This is a genomic window from Sphingopyxis sp. (genome assembly GCF_965279725.1).
Taxonomy (GTDB): Bacteria; Pseudomonadota; Alphaproteobacteria; order Sphingomonadales; family Sphingomonadaceae; genus Sphingopyxis.
The window spans coordinates 598,762-616,336 of record NZ_CBDIIL010000001.1 but is presented as its reverse complement, the minus strand read 5'-3'; the positions used below and the strand labels follow the sequence as shown (position 1 = coordinate 616,336).

Sequence of the window (17,575 nt, the reverse complement as noted above, 5' to 3'; positions counted from 1 at the left end):
TGCCGCGCTCCCTACCAGCCGCCGGAGGCGCCGCCGCCCCCGAAAGAACCGCCGCCGCCCGAAAACCCGCCAAAGCCACCGCCACTGCCGCCGCCCCAGCTCGATCCGCCACCGCCCCAGGATGAGCCGCCTCCGCCGCCGCCCCAGTCGTTGCCGCCCCAGATGATGATCGGGACATCCCATGGCCGCCCCTTGCGACGTTTCTTGCCGCGTTGCCCGAGGCGCGAGAGCATCGGCAGGACAAAGAAGATCAGGATGATGAAGCCCACAAAGAAAAGCCCGCCGAAATCGCCGTCGTCGGCGCGGTCGCGTTGCTGTGCCGCCGCTGCCTGCGCGCGCGCTGCGGCTTCCTCGGGGGGCAGCTGGATTTGCTCGACGATCGCGTTGACGCCATCCTGGATGCCGCCGGGCATGTCGCCCGCCTTGAACTTGGGGGTCACGACATCGCGGATGATCCGCCCCGACAGCGCGTCGGTGAGCACTGGCTCAAGCCCCAGCCCGACCGCGATATTCATCCGTCGCTCGTTGGGCGCGATCAGGAAAACGGCACCGTCGTCCTTCTCGGCATCGCCGATCCCCCACGCCCGGCCCAGCTTGTAGCCATAGTCGGCAATATCATTGCCCTCGAGATTGCTGACCGTCGCAACGACCAGCTGATGACCGGTTTTCGTCTCCAATTCCAGAAGCTGCGCATTGAGCGCCGCTTCCTCGGCTGCCGGGATGATATCGGCCTGATCGACGACCGGTGCGCCCGCGAGTTTGGGGAAGGTCTGCGCGGCGGCGGGGGCAGCCGTCAGCAACAGCAGCCCGGTCAGGGCCGCCGTTGCCAGCGGGCGAAAGAAAGCGCTCAGGCCCAATTTATCGATCAAAACTTGACCGTCGGCGCCTGGTTCGCGTTCGGCGTCACTGCGCGATACGGCGTCATCGGCTTGGCGCCATGAACGATCTTGGCGCCGATGATGTCGGGGAAGGTGCGGATCGTCGTATTATAATCCTGCACCGCGCCATTATAGTCCTGCACCGACACGTTGATGCGGTTTTCGGTGCCTTCGAGCTGGGTCATCAGGTCGGCGAAGCGCGCTTGGCTGGCGAGAGTCGGATAGGCTTCAACGGTGGCAATCAACCGACCGAGCGCGCCTGTTACCTGTCCCTGTGCCTGCTGGAATGCTTGCACCTTTTCAGGGCTGTTAAGGTCGTCTGTGCTGAGCTTGATTTGAGTGGCCGACGCCCGCGCCTGCATAACGCCTTCCAGCGTCGATTGCTCGATCTGCGACGCGCCCTTGGCGGTTTCGACCAGGTTGGGGATCAGGTCGGCGCGGCGCTGGTATGCGGCCTCGACATTCGCCCATTTCGCTTTGGCGGCTTCTTCCTTGGTGGGGACGCTGTTGATGCCGCACGCGGACAGCGACATTGCGGCAACGGGGATAATCATCCAACGGGCGGAACGGAAAGTCATGGGTCAGGCACTCCCTCCGCGCGGCACGGCGCCGCGCCAACTGCTTTAATATAGTAAGACGCTCCGCCCCCCGCAATCATTGACGGAGATAATCCTATCAGGCAGTCTGGAATCGCAGGCGCACAGACCAAGGGGATAAAACATGATCAAGGATTTCAAGGCGTTCCTCAACCAAGGCAATGTGATGGGGCTGGCCGTCGGTGTCATCATTGGCGCCGCGTTCGGGACCATCGTCAAGTCGCTGACCGACGACGTGTTGATGCCCTTCATTGGCTTTGTCACCGGCGGCGGAGTCGATTTCACCAACAAATATCTGATCCTGGCCGGTGGCGAGAAGGTGACCGAAGGCATGACGCTGGCCGCCGCTAAGGCATCGGGCGCGAATGTCATGGCGCTCGGAAGCTTCGTCACCGCCGTGATCAACTTTATCCTGCTCGCGTTCGTCGTCTTCCTGCTGGTGCGGCAGGCGAGCAAGTTCATCAAGCCGGCTGAAGAGGCGCCTGCTGGTCCGACCGAAGTCGATATCCTTACCGAAATCCGCGACGAGCTGAAAAAGCGGCCGTGATCGATCGGCGATGAAATGCACGCCCGCCCTTTCCATCGGAGGGCGTCCACCCTATATAGGTCAGGTCGGTTTCGGCCGACTATGGTGATAAATGGTGTCGTGAAATAGATACAGCGGACCCGGGGGCAGTACCCGGCGGCTCCACCACAATCCCGCCTTCCGTCGAGGAAAAGCGGGCTTCTGAGGGGGCCGAACCAGGATCGACGTGTGTTCAAAGACGATATTTTTGCCCGGGCTGAGTAACCCGTTCAAGGCTCAAAACCAATAGGTGCTAACGATAACGAAGCACTCGCTCTGGCTGCGTAACCTTTAGGCCTCACGGCCGAAAGTTATTCAAAGAGAGCGCGGTTCGGACCGAACCGGGCAACAGAATCGGATACCAGCGGCTGGGGACGAGCCGGGCAACAGAATCGTCCCACCTTTCCTTCAATCCTCCTCCTCCTCGTCATTCCCGCGAAAGCGGGAACCCGGTTTCGGCGTCCGATTAGGCAAGCCGGAGCGGGGAGGCGATAGGCTAGTCCGCTGGGTTCCCGCTTTCGCAGGGCGGGAATGACGAGGGAGGGGCGTTCAATGCGCCCCCTCGCAGTGTCCATGATCACCTAGCGCCTCAATCACGCGGCAGTCGGCGGCAATCCCACCGCGGCACCGCCCGACGATGCGCGTCAGTTCATCGCGAAGCAGCGTGAGCTGTATGATCTTTTCCTCGACCTGCTCCAGATGTCGGCTCGCGATGCGGTCGGCCTCGCTGCAATCGCGCCCCGGATCGTCCGACAGGTCGAGCAGCGAACGGATTTCTTCGATCGGGAACCCCAGGTCGCGGGAATGGCGCACAAATGCCAGCCGCGCGCGGTGCGCATTGCTATAGCTGCGATAGTTCGCCGCGGTGCGATCGGGCGCCGGCAGCAATCCGATGCGCTCATAATAGCGGATGGTTTCGATATTGGTCCCGGTCGCCCGCGACAGTTCGCCGATTTTCATTGCTTGACCCTGTAGTTGCTACAGAGTGCATATAGGGTGCCGACTCGAAGATCAAAGGAGCCTCGACATTGTCCGACCAATGCTGTGCCGGTGCCAGCGGCAAGACCGCGCTGAACGACCCGCGCTGGCGGCGCATCCTGTGGATCGCGCTGCTGATCAACGCCGCGATGTTTGGCGTCGAGATTGTCGCAGGGGTTGCCGCGGACTCGCGCGCGCTCCAGGCCGACGCGCTCGATTTCCTCGGTGATGCCGCCAATTATGCGATCAGCCTGGGCGTGGCCGGGATGGCGCTCGCGTGGCGCGCTCGCGCAGCCTTGCTCAAGGCTGTGACGATGCTTGTCTTTGGGCTGTGGGTATTCGGTTCGGCGGTCTGGGGCTTCATCAGCGGATCGGCGCCGCAAGCCGAAACGATGGGGCTGATCGGCGCCCTCGCGCTCGCCGCCAATGTCGCGGTCGCGCTGATGCTCTATCGCTATCGCACGGGCGATGCGAACATGCGCTCGGTTTGGATATGCTCGCGCAACGACGCGATCGGCAATGTCGCTGTCATGGGCGCAGCGCTCGGCGTATTCGGCACCGGGCAAAGCTGGCCCGACCTCGCGGTGGCGGCGATCATGGCGGTACTCGCGATCTGGGGCAGCATCGAGGTGTTCCGTCAGGCGCGCGGCGAACTGGCCGTCGTGCCGGCATCCGGTCGCTGACGGATCGGCCCGACGACGGCGTTGCAGATTGCCGGTGCGAAAAGAGCCCCGCCGATATTCGACGGGGCTCTTCCAGGTCGCACACAGCACATACTGGCGAAGACCCTCGCCCCGTCGTCCTGGGTCGCGTAGAACGACAGGAATATCTTGAGCCGGATCGCTTCGACGCACAGCGGTTCGCCGAAAATGAATCCGGCGCCCTGGGTCGAAAGGACAGCCCCCTTAGTCCTTGCGAACGGACCTTTATTTCGGCCGGGAGAAGGGGTCATCCCCCTGCCGGGGGGTGGTCAACTTAAGATGGGGGCCAGCAGCCGCATCAATCCGGCTTCGCTGTCGACGCTGCATTTAAGATAGAGCTGCTTGATCTGCCCACGCAGTGTTTCGGTGGTGACACCGCGCTCGGCGGCAATCTGCGGTCGGCCCTTGCCTTCGAAAAGTCGCACCGCAATGTCCGCCTCGGCCGGGCTGAGACGGTAAATCGCACTCAGATAGTGCGTTACGCCGGCCCGGTCGCGGTTGGGTCCGTTGGCGATCAGGATCGCGTGCGGCAGTTTGCCGAGCGACCAGCCGCGTTCGGGAAGGCAAAACCCCTCGATCACAATCGGCGGCCGGCCTTCGGCGGTGGCAACCTTGGTTCTGGCGTGATCCATCCCGCCGTCCGCGATCAGCGATTGAATCATCTGGCGCAAGGTGAAGGGTGCGCCCGCCGCGTCGATGGACCGACCGGAAAGCCGGACATCGCCGGCGTCGAGCATGGCTTCGGCGCCGATCGTGTGGGCGAGCAATTGCCCGCGCGCGTCGATGATGAAGGCGCTGACCCGAACCGCATCGAATGCGCCGATGAGCAGTTTGGCCTGCTCGCCCTCCAGCTTTTCCTGCAAGCGCACCGCGCGGCGAGCGGCTTTGGCGCCGTTGGCAAAGATCTTGCGCTGCGCCGGGGTCGTCCGGCCGTCGTTGCGGTCGCGCAGGGTCGCGAGTCCGACGATGCCAAAATTGTCGATCACCAGATTGGTCTGGCAGCCGAATGGAATACTGATTTCTTCGCACCAATCGAGATAGTCGGTTGAGGCGAGCTGGGGAATGACCCGGTCATAATGATCTTCGTGCAGCACCGGGTCATAAAAACCGCGTTCGACGTGCCGGTTCGACGCGGCGATGCGAAAATTATGGCTTTCCGAACCCCAGCCGCTCGCCGCGAAATGATCGATCAGCTCGGTGCTGAAATTGGTGACGATGTTGAACGGGATTTCGCGGGCGCCGCCGACGCCGATGAGCTGACCATGGCCCGATCCCGTTTGACTGGCCAGCGTGTCGAGCGCATCCAGCCACATGTCAGGCTGCAGCGCCGCCTGCATGAAGATATCGTCCCAGTCCGGTTCCGCCCGCTGCCCCATCGCGTCCGCCGCAATCCCAAAGATGCCTCAGTCCCACGGCCTGTCGTCCAAGTTCTTAACAAAAGCCAACAGATTAACTTAAATAAATCAACTTCGATCTGGTGCGAGGCACGGTTTCTCAGACATCCGCAGGCTTTCGCATGCGGCGCCAATACCTGTCTCGCGGCGGGGAGGGGACGGGGGCTGGTGCCGACTGTCAGACTCGAACTGACGACCTACCGCTTACAAGGCGGTTGCTCTACCAACTGAGCTAAGCCGGCGTCGGGCGCTCCTTGCTTCAAATTATACCAAAGGTCCAGCCTTCGGTTTGCGCGATGTCGGCGGTCAGCGGGCCGGGGGACCAGAGCGCCGCGTCACCCGCGATCGCGCGGAGCCACGCGGCTGTCAGCAAGGCGTCGCTGGCATGGTCACTGATCGGGCCGATCACGCCGGCGGGCGGCGAGCCGAGCGCCGTCAGTGCGGTATCGAGTGCCGCGCCGTCGCGAATCTTGCTGCGTCCCGCTGCGACCCCGGCGGCGCGCGCCGCGACCGCGGTATAGATTTCGACAAGCAATGGGCCTTCGGCAGGCACCGGATCGAGCGGCCACAGCGGCAATCGGGGGTGCAGGCGGTGGAGCAGCCGCATGCCCGTCAAGCTCGCCTTGCCGACCTGCGCCGCGCCGACGAGATTGAAGTTGCTGACGCTTGCGGCCTGTTTGGTCGCGCGCTGGCGCCGTTCGACGGTCCGCAGCCGACCTGCGCCGGGCGCGAAGAGATCGCCGACGTCGCCCTTTTTGTGCCGGAAATGCCGACGCGCCGCGGGATGCGCCAGAAATCCGCCGCTTTCATAGTGCGGATCGGCGGCGGAGAGCCGCTCGACAAGCGCCCACAAAGCCGGCGGGTCGGCGGGGCTGTCGGGCCATTCGGGAAAATAGGCGCCGCAGTCAGCAAAGGCGAAAGCCGCCGAAAAATCGAAACCGATCAGCATGTCGGTTCCGGATGCCGCAACATCCTGCAACCACGACAAAATTTCGGCGCGGGACCATATATGGCCGGGACGGATCAGGACAGGGGCGGCGGTTCCGGTCGCAACCGCCAGCGCCACCCCGCGTTGCCGCGCCCCGCGGGCGCCCGACCAGTCGATGGCAGCGAAATGGGTAAAGCGGCGCATCGGCGGGCCTTAGCGCGGCCAATCGGCTTGCACAAAGGACGATGGCGTCCCACATGCACCCCATGCTGATCGAAACCGAATCAACGCCCAATCCTGCGACTCTGAAATTCCTGCCCGGCCGGGCGGTGATGGAAGCGGGAACCCGCGACTTTGCCAGCCCCGAAGAGGCCGAGGCGTCGCCGCTTGCGAGTGCGCTATTTTCGCTCGGCGATGTCACCGGGGTTTTCTTTGGCCGCGATTTCGTATCGGTCACCGCGGCGCCGGGGGTCGGGTGGAGCGACCTGAAGCCCGATGTGCTCGGCATCTTGATGGACCATTTCCTTGCCGAGGTGCCGCTGTTCAACACGGCCAGTGCCGGTTTTGCGGTCCCGCCTGAGGATGAGGCAGGCTTTGCCGACGATCCCGCCGACGCCGACATCATCGATCAGATCAAGGAATTGATCGAAACGCGCGTCCGCCCGGCGGTCGCCAACGACGGCGGTGACATCGTCTATCGCGGATTCGACAAAGGCAATGTGTATCTGAAGATGCAGGGCGCGTGCGCTGGCTGTCCGTCTTCGTCGGCGACGCTCAAAAACGGTATTGAATCGCTGTTGAAACATTATGTACCCGAAGTAACGGCGGTCCACGCCGTCTGACCGCTTGGTCGGATCCCATTTTCAGGAGATTGCCCGATGAGCGAGCCGCTTTCTGCCAGCGCCCTCGACCAGTTGTTCCGGTCCGCGCGGACCTATAACGGCTATACCGATCAGCCGGTGTCCGAGGCGCAGCTGCACGCGATATGGGACCTTCTGAAATTCGGCCCGACCAGCGCCAACAGCCTGCCGGCGCGGATCGTCTGGTGCGTGTCCGATGAGGCAAAGGCGAAACTCGCCGCGCTCGCCATGCCAGCGAACGCGGACAAGATCCTGCAGGCTCCAGTCACCGCGATCATCGCGATGGATAACGAATTTTACGAGCATCTGCCCGAACTGTTCCCGCATGCCGACGCGCGCAGCTGGTTCGTCGGTAACGACGAACTGGCGAAGACGACGGCGTTTCGCAATTCCAGCTTACAGGGTGCTTATTTCATCTTGGCCGCGCGCGCGCTCGGGCTCGACACAGGCGCCATGTCGGGGTTCGACAATGCAGCGGTCGATGAGGCTTTCTTTGCCGACCAGCCCAACGTGAAGAGCAACTTCATCTCGACCCTTGGTTACGGCGATCCGGCAACGATCTTCGAGCGCAGCCCGCGCCCGGACTTCCCCCGCTTCAATCGCATCGCCTGAGCCGGAATTTCTCGACTTCATGCGCCAGCTGGTGATCGATTCGGCGAGTGAGGCTTGTTCGGTGGCGCTGCTGGAGGGCGCAAACCTCGTCGACTATCGTCACGAGGTGATCGGTCGCGGGCATGTCGAACGGCTCGTTCCCTTGATCGCCGAACTGATCGACGGCGGCAAAGCCGATGCGATCGTCGTCGGCTGTGGCCCGGGCAGCTTTGCCGGGGTCCGCATCGGCGTCGCTGCGGCGCGCGGACTCGCCTTGGGTTGGCAGGTTCCGGTGCAGGGGTTCTCGACGCTTGCGCTCGTGGCCGCCGGTGCGGCGGAGGCTATTGCCGCTGCGGGCGGCGGTCTGGTGGTGATGGAGGGCGGCCATGGCCAATGGTTCGTCCAGCCCTTCAACCCCGACCTGTCCCCGCGCGCGGACCTGCGTTCGCTGTTGCCCGACGACGCGGCGGCGCTCACGGACGAACTGGTCGTCGGAAACCGCGCCGAACTTTTTGTATCGCACCGCGGTTCTGGGCGCGCGATGACGATGCTGCCCGACGCGCGTGCGTTTGGGCGGCTCCCTTCGACAGCGTTGCTCGATCAGCCGAGCCCGATCTATGGGCGCGCTGCCGACGCCAAGCCCATGGCACGGGCATGACCGGCAACATCCGCCTTGCCACCGCGCGCGTCGGTGACCTCGCCGCAGTAATGCGGGTCATGGATGCCGCCTTCGAACCGGCTTATGGAGAGGCGTGGAGCGGGGCGCAGCTGTTGACCCTGTTCGCTTTGCCGTCCGCCCGGGTTTGCATCGCCTGGGACGGCGAACAGCCGTGCGGCTTTTCCGCCGCCCGCCTGGCCGGACCCGAAAGCGAGCTCTTGCTGCTGGCGGTGGACCCGACCTGGCGCGGGCGCGGAATTGGCCGCCTGTTGATGCAGGACTGGCAGAGCTGGGCCACAGCGCAAGGCGCCGATGAGTATTTCCTGGAAATGCGCGCTGACAATGACGCGGCTCATCTGTATTCGCGCACGGGATTTTCGGAAGTTGGTCGCCGCGCTGCTTATTATCGCGGCAATGACGGTGTCATGCGCGACGCTATTACCATGCGGCGAACGCAAACGGTCACCGGCAACCAATGATCGGTTGTTGCGAAATCTCGCGCAAAGTGACAATATTATAAGCGGCGCTTCAGGAATTCTAATGTTCGCCGATGAATCTTCTGGGAAAAAATAACAAGGAATAGTCTCATGTCCGATCAAGCCGACACCAGCGAGATGCTGGTTACCCTGACCGCCGACATCGTCGCCGCGCACGTCAGTAACAACAGCGTTGCGATTTCTGATTTGTCGCTGTTGATCAATAATGTCCATGCCGCCCTATCGGGTCTTGGCAGCGCGCCGATCGTCGAAGAAAAACTGGTGCCGGCGGTGTCGATCCGTACGTCGGTAAAACCCGATTTCATCACCTGTCTCGAGGATGGCAAGAAGCTGAAAATGCTCCGCCGCCACCTGATGACGCATTATGGCATGACCCCCGACGACTATCGTACCAAATGGGGCCTGCCCGCCGATTATCCGATGGTTGCGCCGAACTACGCCGAAAAGCGCCGCGAACTGGCGATGCAGATCGGCCTTGGTACCAAGGGTCGTGGCGGCGGGCGCAAGCGCAAAGCGAAAGTTTGACGCTTTCGCATCGATCGCCCGAAAGGGCAGGGAAGGGCGGCGCCGCCAGGTGCCGCCCTTGTCCTATCCGCGGCGCGACCCTATACAGTTGTCATAAGAAAGACACGGCTGCATCTTGCAGGAAAGGCCAGCATGTCCGGTAACATTGATCTCGAAGCATTGTGCCACGAAAAGGGGCTGCGGATTACCGAGCAGCGCCGCATTATTGCGCGTGTCATCTCGGATTCCGAGGATCATCCTGACGTCGAAACGCTGTATGAGCGCGCGTCAAAGGTCGACAGCGGCATTTCGATCGCCACCGTCTATCGCACCGTGCGCCTGTTCGAAGAGGCGGGAATTCTCGACCGCCATGATTTCGGCGACGGCCGCTCGCGCTACGAAGCCGCGCCCGAGGCGCATCACGACCATCTGATCGACGTCGAAACGGGCAAGGTGATCGAATTCGTCGATCCGGAACTCGAAGCGTTGCAAAAGGTTATCGCCGAACGACTGGGCTACCGCCTCGTCGATCATCGCATGGAGCTTTATGGTGTCGCCCTCGATCGCAAGCGCGACTGATCGCGCCTCGATTACGTGGCGGACCGTCGCCCGCCTGACCTTGATGGTGTTGGCGCTCTTGTTCCTGATCGTGCCGCACCTGTTGTATCGCGCGGTTGGCCGCCCGTCGCCGATGGTCATGGCGTTTCTCAATGCGGCGGGCTGGATCGCCGGACTGCGGGTTCGCACCACCGGCACACGGCTGCGCCGCAACGTCTTGTTCGTATCGAATCATGTTAGCTGGCTCGACATTCTCGCGCTCGGCGGCGCGGCGCGCTCGGCATTTGTGTCGAAAGCCGAAGTAAAGACGACGCCGTTCGTCGGCTGGCTCGCCGATCAGAATAGCACCATTTATGTGCAGCGCGAGGCGAAGCGCGACATTCATAACCAAGCCGGCAGCTTGCGCGCCGCGCTGGCGCGAGGCCGTCCGGTCACGCTGTTTCCCGAGGGAACGACCGGCCCGGGCGACGGGCTGCTGCCGTTTCGTGCGTCGCTGTTTCAGGCCATCATTCCGACGCCGCCCCATTTACAGGTTCAGCCGGTGCTGCTCGACTATGGCGATCAGGCCAGCGACATCGCGTGGCTCGACCCCGAATCCGGGCTCGACAATTTCAAGCGGCTGTTGGCCCGCAAGCGGCCGATCCCGCTGACCATCCATTATCTCGACCCGCTACCCGATCAGGCCGAGAACGACCGCAAGGCGATCAACGAGGCGGCGCGCGCTGCCATCGCCGATGCGCTAGGCGGCCCTTCCGCCGCGGTGCGGCATCGCCTATAGCGCGCCGATGAAGCCTGACTCGTCCCCTAAAACTGCCAAGACCTTCCACGTCAAATCCTTTGGTTGCCAGATGAACGTCTATGACGGCGAACGCATGGCCGAGATGCTGGGCGCCGAAGGCTATGTCGCTGCCACCGACGGCGCCGATGCCGATCTGGTCGTGCTCAACACCTGTCACATCCGTGAAAAGGCGGCCGAGAAAGTCTATTCGGACATCGGCCGCCTGAAGCGCGCCGACGGCAGCCGCCCGACGATCGCCGTCGCGGGCTGCGTCGCGCAGGCTGAGGGCGCCGAGATCGCCCGCCGCGCCCCCACCGTCGATGTCGTCGTCGGTCCGCAAGCCTATCACCGCCTGCCCGACCTGCTCGCGCGTGCCGCGCGCGGCGAGAAAGCGGTGGATCTCGACATGCCCGCGATGAGCAAGTTCGGCGCGCTGCCGAAACGCGCCGCCGGTCAGCGCCCGACCGCCTTCCTGACAGTGCAGGAAGGCTGCGACAAATTCTGCACCTATTGCGTCGTCCCTTATACGCGCGGCGCCGAGATCAGTCGGCCGTTCGCCGACCTCATCGCCGAAGCGCGCGCGCTGGTCGAAGGCGGCGCGCGCGAGATCACTTTGCTGGGGCAGAACGTCAATGCATGGGATGGCGAAGATGACAAGGGCCGCACCGTCGGCCTCGATGGCCTGATCCGCGAACTGGCGCGCGAGGATGGGTTGGAGCGGATTCGCTATACCACCAGCCACCCCAACGACATGACCGACGGGCTGATTGCCGCGCATGGCGAGATCGACAAGCTGATGCCGTTCCTTCACCTGCCGGTGCAAGCGGGCAGCGACCGCATCCTCGCCGCGATGAACCGCAGCCACAGCACCGACAGCTATTTGCGCGTCATTGAACGCGTCCGCGCGGTGCGCCCCGACATCGCGATCTCGGGCGATTTCATCGTCGGTTTCCCCGGGGAGAGTGAGGCCGATTTCCAGGCGACACTCGATCTGATCCACCGGACGCGTTACGCGATGGCGTACAGCTTCAAATATTCACGCCGCCCCGGCACCCCCGCCGCGACGATGGACGACCAGATTTCGGAGGAGGTGATGAACGACCGGCTCCAACGGCTGCAAGCGTTGCTCAACGAACAGCAGCAGGCGTTTAATGAAGCGAGTGTCGGCAGCACGACGCGGCTGCTCCTCGAACGCAAGGGCAAGCTCGACGGCCAGCTGATCGGCAAGACGCCTTGGTTGCAATCGGCGCATGTCATCGCCCCGGGCCTGGCGATCGGCGACATGATCGATGTGCGGATCGTGTCGGCTGGCGCCAACAGTGTTGCCGCCGAGCCATTGATGGAAGCGGTCGCCTAGTGCGACTGGGACTGGCGGAAGCTGTCTCCACGAAGACACACTCCGTCTCCTTCTGTCGAATTTCCAAACTAACGGTGATGGACTCCCGCCTTTGCGGGAGTACACAGGATCATTCTTAGCCTAGGTGACTTGCCCATATGTCCAAACGCCCGCTGACTGCCACCTCTCCCGCCGCACCCGGCGACCGCGTCCGACTGACCGCGGAATTTGAGCGAACGCAGCTGTTGGGGATTTTGTTTGGCGAGTTCGACCGCAACCTCGTTGGCATCGAGAATCGCCTGGGTGTTTATATCTCGGCGCGCGGCAACCGGGTGCAGATTGAGGGGGAAGCCGAAGCCGCCGCGCGCGCCCGCGATGTGCTCGTCGATCTGTATAATCGCATTGAACAGGGGCAGGAGGTCGATGCCGGCATGGTCGACGGGGTGATCGCGATGTCGGCGCAGCCGACCCTCGACGGCATCATCCGCCACGAGGCGAGCGAAGCGCCGCCGATCATGATCCGGACGCGCAAAAAGACCATCGTCCCGCGCGCGCCGTCGCAAATCCCTTACATGCAAGCACTGGCGCGCGAGGACATCATCTTCGCGCTCGGCCCGGCGGGGACCGGCAAGACCTATCTCGCGGTGGCGCAAGCGGTGGCGCAGCTCATCACCGGCAGCGTCCAACGCCTGATCCTGTCGCGCCCCGCGGTCGAGGCGGGCGAGAAGCTCGGCTTCCTGCCCGGCGACATGAAGGAAAAGGTCGATCCGTACCTGCGCCCGCTTTACGACGCGCTGCACGACTGCTTGCCCGCCGAACAGGTCGAGCGCCGCATCGCGAGCGGAGAGATCGAGATCGCGCCGCTCGCCTTCATGCGTGGACGCACGCTGGCCGATGCTTTCATCATCCTCGATGAAGCGCAGAACACCTCGATCCCGCAGATGAAGATGTTCCTGACGCGCTTCGGTGCGAACAGCCGGATGGTGGTGTGCGGCGATCCGAAACAGGTCGATTTGCCCGTTCCCGCCTCGTCGGGCCTCGCCGATGCGGTAGCGCGGCTCGAGGGCGTGGAAGGCATCAATGTCAGCCGCTTCACCAGCGCTGACGTCGTCCGCCACCCGATCGTCGGGCGCATCGTCGACGCCTATGAGGGGCCCGACGCGTTGAAGGGCGGCGGATAAACCGGCGCAAACGCTTGTTCAGCTTGGCGCAATCCCGCCGATGCTGCATGTCGATGCGCGGTGCTGTTATATGTTGCGTCCGGGGGAGCAGACTTATGATCAGAGCGCGTTGGCTGGGAACCATGCGGCATTTTCGCAAATTGATCGCCTTGCTGCTACTGGCGGCTTTTTCGCTGTGGCTGGCGTTGTTTAATGCTTTTGGCCCAGCCGCCGCACAGAACAGCGGCGCTCCTTTTTGGGCCCCAACGGAAGCCGGGGTCGCATCCAGTGAAAATTGCACGGCTAACGCTAATGCGCTGAAGCAAATTGAGAGCAAAGAAAGATTTAGTTTTACCTGCTCCGGGGTGGGCTCGGCCAATATCGAGGGGTATGGACAACCTACTATTTATATATCAAGTAACCCAAACAATCCCAGATATGATGCTGTCATTCCGAATAATAGGGAATATTATGTCCTTAATTTTAGGCTCGAATGGTCTTACTACGGTAGAAATTTACCTTCAGACATAATACCTCCATTCAATTTGAATAGTTTTACGGAAGGTCTTGATGGGGCCATTCGTTTTCCAAACCGGAGTTACTTCTCAGACACTAATCATTTGCCACCACCAGTGCCGTCCGCGAACCGTTTGTGTCCGGGTGTGGTCAGCGCAGTGTCCAATATCTATTCCGCGGCCTCGGATAAGCGTTTGCCAAACGGCGCGTTTGTGACGGATTGCGTGCTTAGCTATGGTAATACTTTACAACGTTCGCACTGGACCATCGCGATCGACGCTACTCTCATCGTGCCGCGCCCGAAATCGGCAAGCGCCCCCGTAAAGACTTCCGCCTGCACAACCGACCTGCTCAAGGGCCCATGGCGCGCTGAAAATGCGGAGCTTGCCAAAACGGGTCACGCGGTGACCTTTGCCGTGTCGACGGGGGGCGCCGCCAACCATGACGGCAATCAAAAACGGTATCGCGGCGAATTTACCACCTATCCGGCGCACAAGCGGTTACTCGGTCTGGCGCCTACGCCCATGTTTACCGATGCCAAAGCCTATGCCGCCGGAAAAGATCTCTGCCTGATCCCTATGGTTATCAATATGCGCGACAGCGGCGTATCGCGCAGCGCCGCTTTGATCGACACAAAAAACGGATCACTGCGCTTTGTGAACGAGCAGGCCTATCGCTTCAAAGACGGCAGCTATCAAATCTATGCCGACCAGCTCGATGCACAGGCCGTCGCGGGCGCACCGGGTCGCTGGCTGCGCGGCGCCGCGGCCGCCTTGCCGACAACCTGCACCCCTGCCGATTTCAACGGTCGCTGGGACCGCTCCGACGGCGCGCGCGTGACCATTCGCGGCGCAGGCACCCAAGGGGTTGGCGGCACCGGTAGCATGGATGATCATCCGGAAAATTGGGTGCGCGGGCAGGACAAGTATACCAGCATGCGGATGAAGTCGGCATGCGTGTACACCGCGAAATGCTATGCCTCGCAGCGCACGACGATTAACGGTCGGCCCGATTTCAAGATGGTCGAAACCGCCTGCGAACTGGTGATCGACCCGGAGACAAAAACGTTGCGCGAACGCGGCACGTCGAACACCTATTCCTATACCAAGGCGGGAGCGGGTGCCGCGGCGCGCAAGCCGCCGTCGGCAGTAACGCCTCCCGAGCCAGCACAGCCGTCGCAAGCTGTGCAGTCGTTAAACAGCGAACAGGCCGCGGCCGCCAAACGCGAGATTCAGGCCTATGAAGCGCGCAAAAAAGCGATTGCCGACGAACAGGCGGCGAAAGAGGCCGCCTATCGTCAAGCGCTGGCCGATCGCGAGGCGTTGATTGCCGAGAACAATCGCCGGGCGAGCGAGGCGCGCGCCAAATGGGAGGCATCGGTGGCGGCCTGCCGAGCAGGCGACCAAAGCCAGTGCGCGCCGCAACCCCAGCGGTGATGGCGCACCGGGGTCGGCGCTATCGTCGGCCTTGGATCGCTTCGAACAGGCATCGGGCCATCACAGCGTCTTGGGGCTGAAGCCGACTTAACGGCGTGTGCCGTCCAGAAGCCCCACCGATGACGGTGGCGGGAAGGCCAAAGGCGCGCGTGACGCGACGCTGACCGCCACCCGATAGCTTTTGACAAACACTCGACCTGTTGTCCTAACCCCGGTCTGGCATGCGGCAACCGGGATGTCTTATAATAATAACGAGTCGCAATAGCATAAATCTTGACCCCCTGATTCAGCAAGCTTAGAGCGACGCTATTGCGAATCAATCTCAATCAATCAGGGGAAGAATTTTGACTAGCCATCGTTCGCCGTCCGCTATGCGCCTCGCTGCGGGCACCGCGCTAAGCCTCGCGCTCGCAGCCGTCGCCTCGCCGGTTTTCGCTCAGGACAATGATGGCGACTATTGGGCTCAGCGCAAGAACCAGATCGTCGTCACCGCAACACGCACCGCGGTGAATGTAGAGGACATTCCGGTCACTGTGACCGTCAAGAGCGACGAACAGATCGCCGACGAACTGGTCACCGACATCCGCGATCTGGTGCGTTTCGAACCCGGGGTCAGCGTCCAGCGTCAGCCTGCGCGCTTCGGGGCCGCGCTGGGCGCGACCGGCCGCGCCGGGAACGACAGCTTCAACATCCGCGGTATAGGCGGCAACCGCGTGCTGATCCAGGTCGACGGTGTCCGCGTCCCCGACGGCTTCAGCTTTGGCGCGCAGGCGTCAGGGCGCGGCGATTATGTCGACCTCGGCCTCGTGAAATCGGTCGAGATCCTGCGCGGTCCCTCTTCGGCGCTTTACGGCAGCGACGGCCTTGCCGGTGCCGTCAGCTTCATCACGTCCGATCCGTCGGATTTCTTGAAGGAAGGTCAGAATGTCGGCGGCCTCCTCCGCGCGGGCTACAGCAGCGCCGATGAAGAGTTTAGCGAAACCGCGATCCTCGCGGGACGCAGCGGCGACTGGTCGATCATGGCAGCTTATACCCGCCGCGATTATCAGGAGCTCGACAACAAGGGGAATGTCGCTGGCGGCGTCACGCCGACCGGCACATCGGGCAAGGATGCGGGTACCGGACCGCTCCGCACGCGTCCCAACCCGCAGGATGGCCAATCGAACGCCGGGTTGGCGCGGATCGTCTATGACCCCGCCAATGGTCACAAGATCCGCCTGACCGGCGAATATCTTGACACCGATCTCTATACCAACGGCCTGACCGGGGTGACCGCGACGCGCAATGCGCTGGGCGTCACGACCGCCAGCGTTGATCGCCTCGAAGGCTTCGATAGCGGGGACCGCAAACGTGTGTCGCTCGACTGGAGCTGGGAAGGCGAGGGCGCGATCGATTTCGCCCGCGTCGCGCTATACTGGCAAGACGGCGAGGACCGGCAATATACCGAGGAAGATCGCACCCCCGCAGCCGATCGCACGCGCCTCAACACCTTCGAGAACCGTGTAATCGGCGCATCGGCTGACGCGCGCGCCGACTTCGCAACCGGCGCGATCGCCCACCGCCTCGTCTTTGGCGGCGACATCAGCCAGACGCGCCAGCGCGGCCTGCGCGACGGCACCGTGCCGCCGTTCGGCGAAACTTTCCCGACGCGCGCCTTCCCAAGGACCGATTTCACCCGCGGCGGATTGTTCGTCGGCGATGAAATATCGGCCGCGGGCGGCAAACTGCTGCTGTATCCAGCGCTGCGTTTCGACTGGTACGATCTGTCGCCCGACGAAGACCCGCTGCTGCCGACCTTTGCCGGCGCCAAGCAGGACGGATCCCGCGTCTCGCCGAAATTCGGTGCGGTGTGGAAGATCACCGACGAGGTCCGCCTGTTCGCCAATTATGCGACCGGCTTCAAGGCGCCCGAGCCGGGGCAGGTAAACCAGTTCTTTTCGAACATCGCATCGGGTTATACCTCGATCCCGAACCCCGACCTCGGCCCCGAACGCAGCCAGAGTTTCGAGGGTGGCATCCGCTTTTCAAGCGACGCGGTCAGCCTCGACGTGACGGGCTTCTCCGCACGCTACAAGGATTTCATAAGCCAGGAACAGGTCAACGGCAATTTCCTGCCGAACGACCCGGCCATCTTCCAATTCGTGAATCTCGACCGTGTCCGGGTCAAAGGTGCCGAGGCACGGTTCGAGGGGCGAGCGTCGTCCGGCCTGTATACGACGCTCGCCCTATCCTATGCGAAGGGGGATGTGATCGATCCCGACGGGGTGCGGTCCCCGCTGTCGTCGATCGATCCGCTCAAGCTTGTCGCCGGGGTCGGCTATCGTGACGGGACAGGGCGCTTCGGCGGTCAGCTCATCATGACGCACGCCGGACGCAAGGAGGCGTCGCGCACGACCGGGCTGTGCACCCCTTCGTGCTTCCGCCCCGATGCCTTCACCATCCTCGATGCGACCGCCTTTGTTCGCGTCATGGACACGCTGACGCTGCGCGGCGGGGTCTTCAACATTCTCGACAAGAAATACAGCTGGTGGAGCGACGTCCGTGGCCTCGCATCCACCTCGCTCGTTACCGACGCCTATACCCAGCCCGGCCGCAACGCGAGCGTCTCGCTCAGCTATCGTTTCTAAAACCAGAAGGATTG

At 62.8% G+C, this 17,575-nt stretch carries 18 protein-coding genes, 1 tRNA gene and 1 other RNA gene; 14 read left to right on the top strand and 6 right to left on the bottom strand.

The features are described from left to right. Nucleotides 1-11: 11 nt before the first annotated feature. Nucleotides 12-866: a TPM domain-containing protein gene (locus ACQY6T_RS02915; RefSeq protein ID WP_428628823.1), complete on the bottom strand. Its 855-nt coding sequence runs from the start codon at nucleotides 864-866 to the stop codon at nucleotides 12-14. Then, nucleotides 866-1,456: a LemA family protein gene (locus ACQY6T_RS02910; protein WP_428628218.1), complete on the bottom strand. Its 591-nt coding sequence runs from the start codon at nucleotides 1,454-1,456 to the stop codon at nucleotides 866-868. The genes ACQY6T_RS02915 and ACQY6T_RS02910 overlap by 1 nt, the downstream gene beginning before the upstream one ends. A gap of 142 nt (nucleotides 1,457-1,598) precedes the next feature. Between ACQY6T_RS02910 and mscL the strand changes: the two genes are divergently transcribed. Both mscL and ssrA read left to right on the top strand, forming a co-directional pair. After that, complete coding sequence (gene mscL, locus ACQY6T_RS02905; RefSeq protein WP_428628217.1) at nucleotides 1,599-2,021, top strand: large conductance mechanosensitive channel protein MscL; 423 nt, start codon at nucleotides 1,599-1,601, stop codon at nucleotides 2,019-2,021. A gap of 25 nt (nucleotides 2,022-2,046) precedes the next feature. Further along, nucleotides 2,047-2,402, top strand: a transfer-messenger RNA (tmRNA) gene (gene ssrA / locus ACQY6T_RS02900). A 186-nt stretch (nucleotides 2,403-2,588) separates the two neighbouring features. Here ssrA and ACQY6T_RS02895 read toward each other — a convergent pair. After that, a complete protein-coding gene (locus ACQY6T_RS02895; protein WP_428628215.1) occupies nucleotides 2,589-2,999 on the bottom strand; it encodes a MerR family transcriptional regulator in 411 nt (136 codons plus the stop codon). A 68-nt stretch (nucleotides 3,000-3,067) separates the two neighbouring features. On the opposite strand from ACQY6T_RS02895, the gene ACQY6T_RS02890 reads away from it, so the two are divergent. After that, on the top strand, nucleotides 3,068-3,700 hold the full coding sequence (locus ACQY6T_RS02890; RefSeq protein WP_428628214.1) for a cation transporter: 633 nt from the start codon (nucleotides 3,068-3,070) through the stop codon (nucleotides 3,698-3,700). 287 nt (nucleotides 3,701-3,987) lie between these two features. Here the strand turns inward: ACQY6T_RS02890 and ACQY6T_RS02885 are convergent, their stop codons facing one another. The 3 genes from ACQY6T_RS02885 to ACQY6T_RS02875 all read right to left on the bottom strand — a co-directional run bounded on the left by ACQY6T_RS02885 (nucleotide 3,988) and on the right by ACQY6T_RS02875 (nucleotide 6,244). Continuing rightward, nucleotides 3,988-5,094, bottom strand: coding sequence for a helix-turn-helix transcriptional regulator (locus tag ACQY6T_RS02885; protein ID WP_428628212.1), 1,107 nt, complete (start codon nucleotides 5,092-5,094; stop codon nucleotides 3,988-3,990). 184 nt (nucleotides 5,095-5,278) lie between these two features. Beyond that, a tRNA-Thr gene (locus ACQY6T_RS02880) sits at nucleotides 5,279-5,354 on the bottom strand. Nucleotides 5,355-5,371: 17 nt separating this feature from the next. Then, nucleotides 5,372-6,244: a hypothetical protein gene (locus ACQY6T_RS02875; protein WP_428628209.1), complete on the bottom strand. Its 873-nt coding sequence runs from the start codon at nucleotides 6,242-6,244 to the stop codon at nucleotides 5,372-5,374. A 62-nt stretch (nucleotides 6,245-6,306) separates the two neighbouring features. Between ACQY6T_RS02875 and ACQY6T_RS02870 the strand changes: the two genes are divergently transcribed. The 11 genes from ACQY6T_RS02870 to ACQY6T_RS02820 all read left to right on the top strand — a co-directional run bounded on the left by ACQY6T_RS02870 (nucleotide 6,307) and on the right by ACQY6T_RS02820 (nucleotide 17,561). Then, nucleotides 6,307-6,882 (top strand): NifU family protein, encoded by a 576-nt coding sequence (locus ACQY6T_RS02870; RefSeq protein WP_428628208.1) that lies wholly within the window; start codon nucleotides 6,307-6,309, stop codon nucleotides 6,880-6,882. 36 nt (nucleotides 6,883-6,918) lie between these two features. Next, nucleotides 6,919-7,512, top strand: a complete 594-nt coding sequence (locus tag ACQY6T_RS02865; RefSeq protein WP_428628206.1) for a malonic semialdehyde reductase — start codon at nucleotides 6,919-6,921, stop codon at nucleotides 7,510-7,512. A gap of 19 nt (nucleotides 7,513-7,531) precedes the next feature. After that, nucleotides 7,532-8,149, top strand: coding sequence for a tRNA (adenosine(37)-N6)-threonylcarbamoyltransferase complex dimerization subunit type 1 TsaB (gene tsaB, locus ACQY6T_RS02860; RefSeq protein WP_428628203.1), 618 nt, complete (start codon nucleotides 7,532-7,534; stop codon nucleotides 8,147-8,149). Further along, nucleotides 8,146-8,628, top strand: coding sequence for a GNAT family N-acetyltransferase (locus ACQY6T_RS02855; RefSeq protein ID WP_428628201.1), 483 nt, complete (start codon nucleotides 8,146-8,148; stop codon nucleotides 8,626-8,628). Before tsaB ends, ACQY6T_RS02855 begins: the two co-directional genes overlap by 4 nt. Before the next feature lie 108 nt (nucleotides 8,629-8,736). After that, on the top strand, nucleotides 8,737-9,171 hold the full coding sequence (locus ACQY6T_RS02850; RefSeq protein WP_428628198.1) for a MucR family transcriptional regulator: 435 nt from the start codon (nucleotides 8,737-8,739) through the stop codon (nucleotides 9,169-9,171). 132 nt (nucleotides 9,172-9,303) lie between these two features. Continuing rightward, nucleotides 9,304-9,729, top strand: a complete 426-nt coding sequence (locus ACQY6T_RS02845) for a Fur family transcriptional regulator (RefSeq protein WP_428628196.1) — start codon at nucleotides 9,304-9,306, stop codon at nucleotides 9,727-9,729. After that, on the top strand, nucleotides 9,701-10,486 hold the full coding sequence (locus ACQY6T_RS02840; RefSeq protein ID WP_428628193.1) for a lysophospholipid acyltransferase family protein: 786 nt from the start codon (nucleotides 9,701-9,703) through the stop codon (nucleotides 10,484-10,486). The genes ACQY6T_RS02845 and ACQY6T_RS02840 overlap by 29 nt, the downstream gene beginning before the upstream one ends. Before the next feature lie 7 nt (nucleotides 10,487-10,493). Next, a complete protein-coding gene (gene miaB / locus ACQY6T_RS02835) occupies nucleotides 10,494-11,843 on the top strand; it encodes a tRNA (N6-isopentenyl adenosine(37)-C2)-methylthiotransferase MiaB (RefSeq protein ID WP_428628191.1) in 1,350 nt (449 codons plus the stop codon). A gap of 137 nt (nucleotides 11,844-11,980) precedes the next feature. Further along, a complete protein-coding gene (locus ACQY6T_RS02830; protein WP_428628190.1) occupies nucleotides 11,981-13,003 on the top strand; it encodes a PhoH family protein in 1,023 nt (340 codons plus the stop codon). A gap of 95 nt (nucleotides 13,004-13,098) precedes the next feature. Then, nucleotides 13,099-14,934, top strand: a complete 1,836-nt coding sequence (locus ACQY6T_RS02825) for a cell envelope integrity protein TolA (protein ID WP_428628187.1) — start codon at nucleotides 13,099-13,101, stop codon at nucleotides 14,932-14,934. Nucleotides 14,935-15,305: 371 nt separating this feature from the next. Next, complete coding sequence (locus ACQY6T_RS02820; RefSeq protein ID WP_428628184.1) at nucleotides 15,306-17,561, top strand: TonB-dependent hemoglobin/transferrin/lactoferrin family receptor; 2,256 nt, start codon at nucleotides 15,306-15,308, stop codon at nucleotides 17,559-17,561. The last annotated feature ends 14 nt before the right edge of the window (nucleotides 17,562-17,575 follow it).

Bases quoted from the DNA above. Each gene is read 5' to 3' on its own strand.
- ACQY6T_RS02875 (WP_428628209.1), bottom strand. From the start codon at position 6,244: ATGCGCCGCTTTACCCATTTCGCTGCCATCGACTGGTCGGGCGCCCGC.
- ACQY6T_RS02850 (WP_428628198.1), top strand. From the start codon at position 8,737: ATGTCCGATCAAGCCGACACCAGCGAGATGCTGGTTACCCTGACCGCC.
- ACQY6T_RS02820 (WP_428628184.1), top strand. From the start codon at position 15,306: ATGCGCCTCGCTGCGGGCACCGCGCTAAGCCTCGCGCTCGCAGCCGTC.
- tsaB (WP_428628203.1), top strand. From the start codon at position 7,532: ATGCGCCAGCTGGTGATCGATTCGGCGAGTGAGGCTTGTTCGGTGGCG.
- ACQY6T_RS02845 (WP_428628196.1), top strand. From the start codon at position 9,304: ATGTCCGGTAACATTGATCTCGAAGCATTGTGCCACGAAAAGGGGCTG.
- ACQY6T_RS02865 (WP_428628206.1), top strand. From the start codon at position 6,919: ATGAGCGAGCCGCTTTCTGCCAGCGCCCTCGACCAGTTGTTCCGGTCC.
- ACQY6T_RS02910 (WP_428628218.1), bottom strand. From the start codon at position 1,456: ATGACTTTCCGTTCCGCCCGTTGGATGATTATCCCCGTTGCCGCAATG.
- ACQY6T_RS02885 (WP_428628212.1), bottom strand. From the start codon at position 5,094: ATGGGGCAGCGGGCGGAACCGGACTGGGACGATATCTTCATGCAGGCG.
- miaB (WP_428628191.1), top strand. From the start codon at position 10,494: ATGAAGCCTGACTCGTCCCCTAAAACTGCCAAGACCTTCCACGTCAAA.
- mscL (WP_428628217.1), top strand. From the start codon at position 1,599: ATGATCAAGGATTTCAAGGCGTTCCTCAACCAAGGCAATGTGATGGGG.
- ACQY6T_RS02830 (WP_428628190.1), top strand. From the start codon at position 11,981: ATGTCCAAACGCCCGCTGACTGCCACCTCTCCCGCCGCACCCGGCGAC.
- ACQY6T_RS02825 (WP_428628187.1), top strand. From the start codon at position 13,099: ATGATCAGAGCGCGTTGGCTGGGAACCATGCGGCATTTTCGCAAATTG.
- ACQY6T_RS02870 (WP_428628208.1), top strand. From the start codon at position 6,307: ATGCTGATCGAAACCGAATCAACGCCCAATCCTGCGACTCTGAAATTC.
- ACQY6T_RS02895 (WP_428628215.1), bottom strand. From the start codon at position 2,999: ATGAAAATCGGCGAACTGTCGCGGGCGACCGGGACCAATATCGAAACC.
- ACQY6T_RS02855 (WP_428628201.1), top strand. From the start codon at position 8,146: ATGACCGGCAACATCCGCCTTGCCACCGCGCGCGTCGGTGACCTCGCC.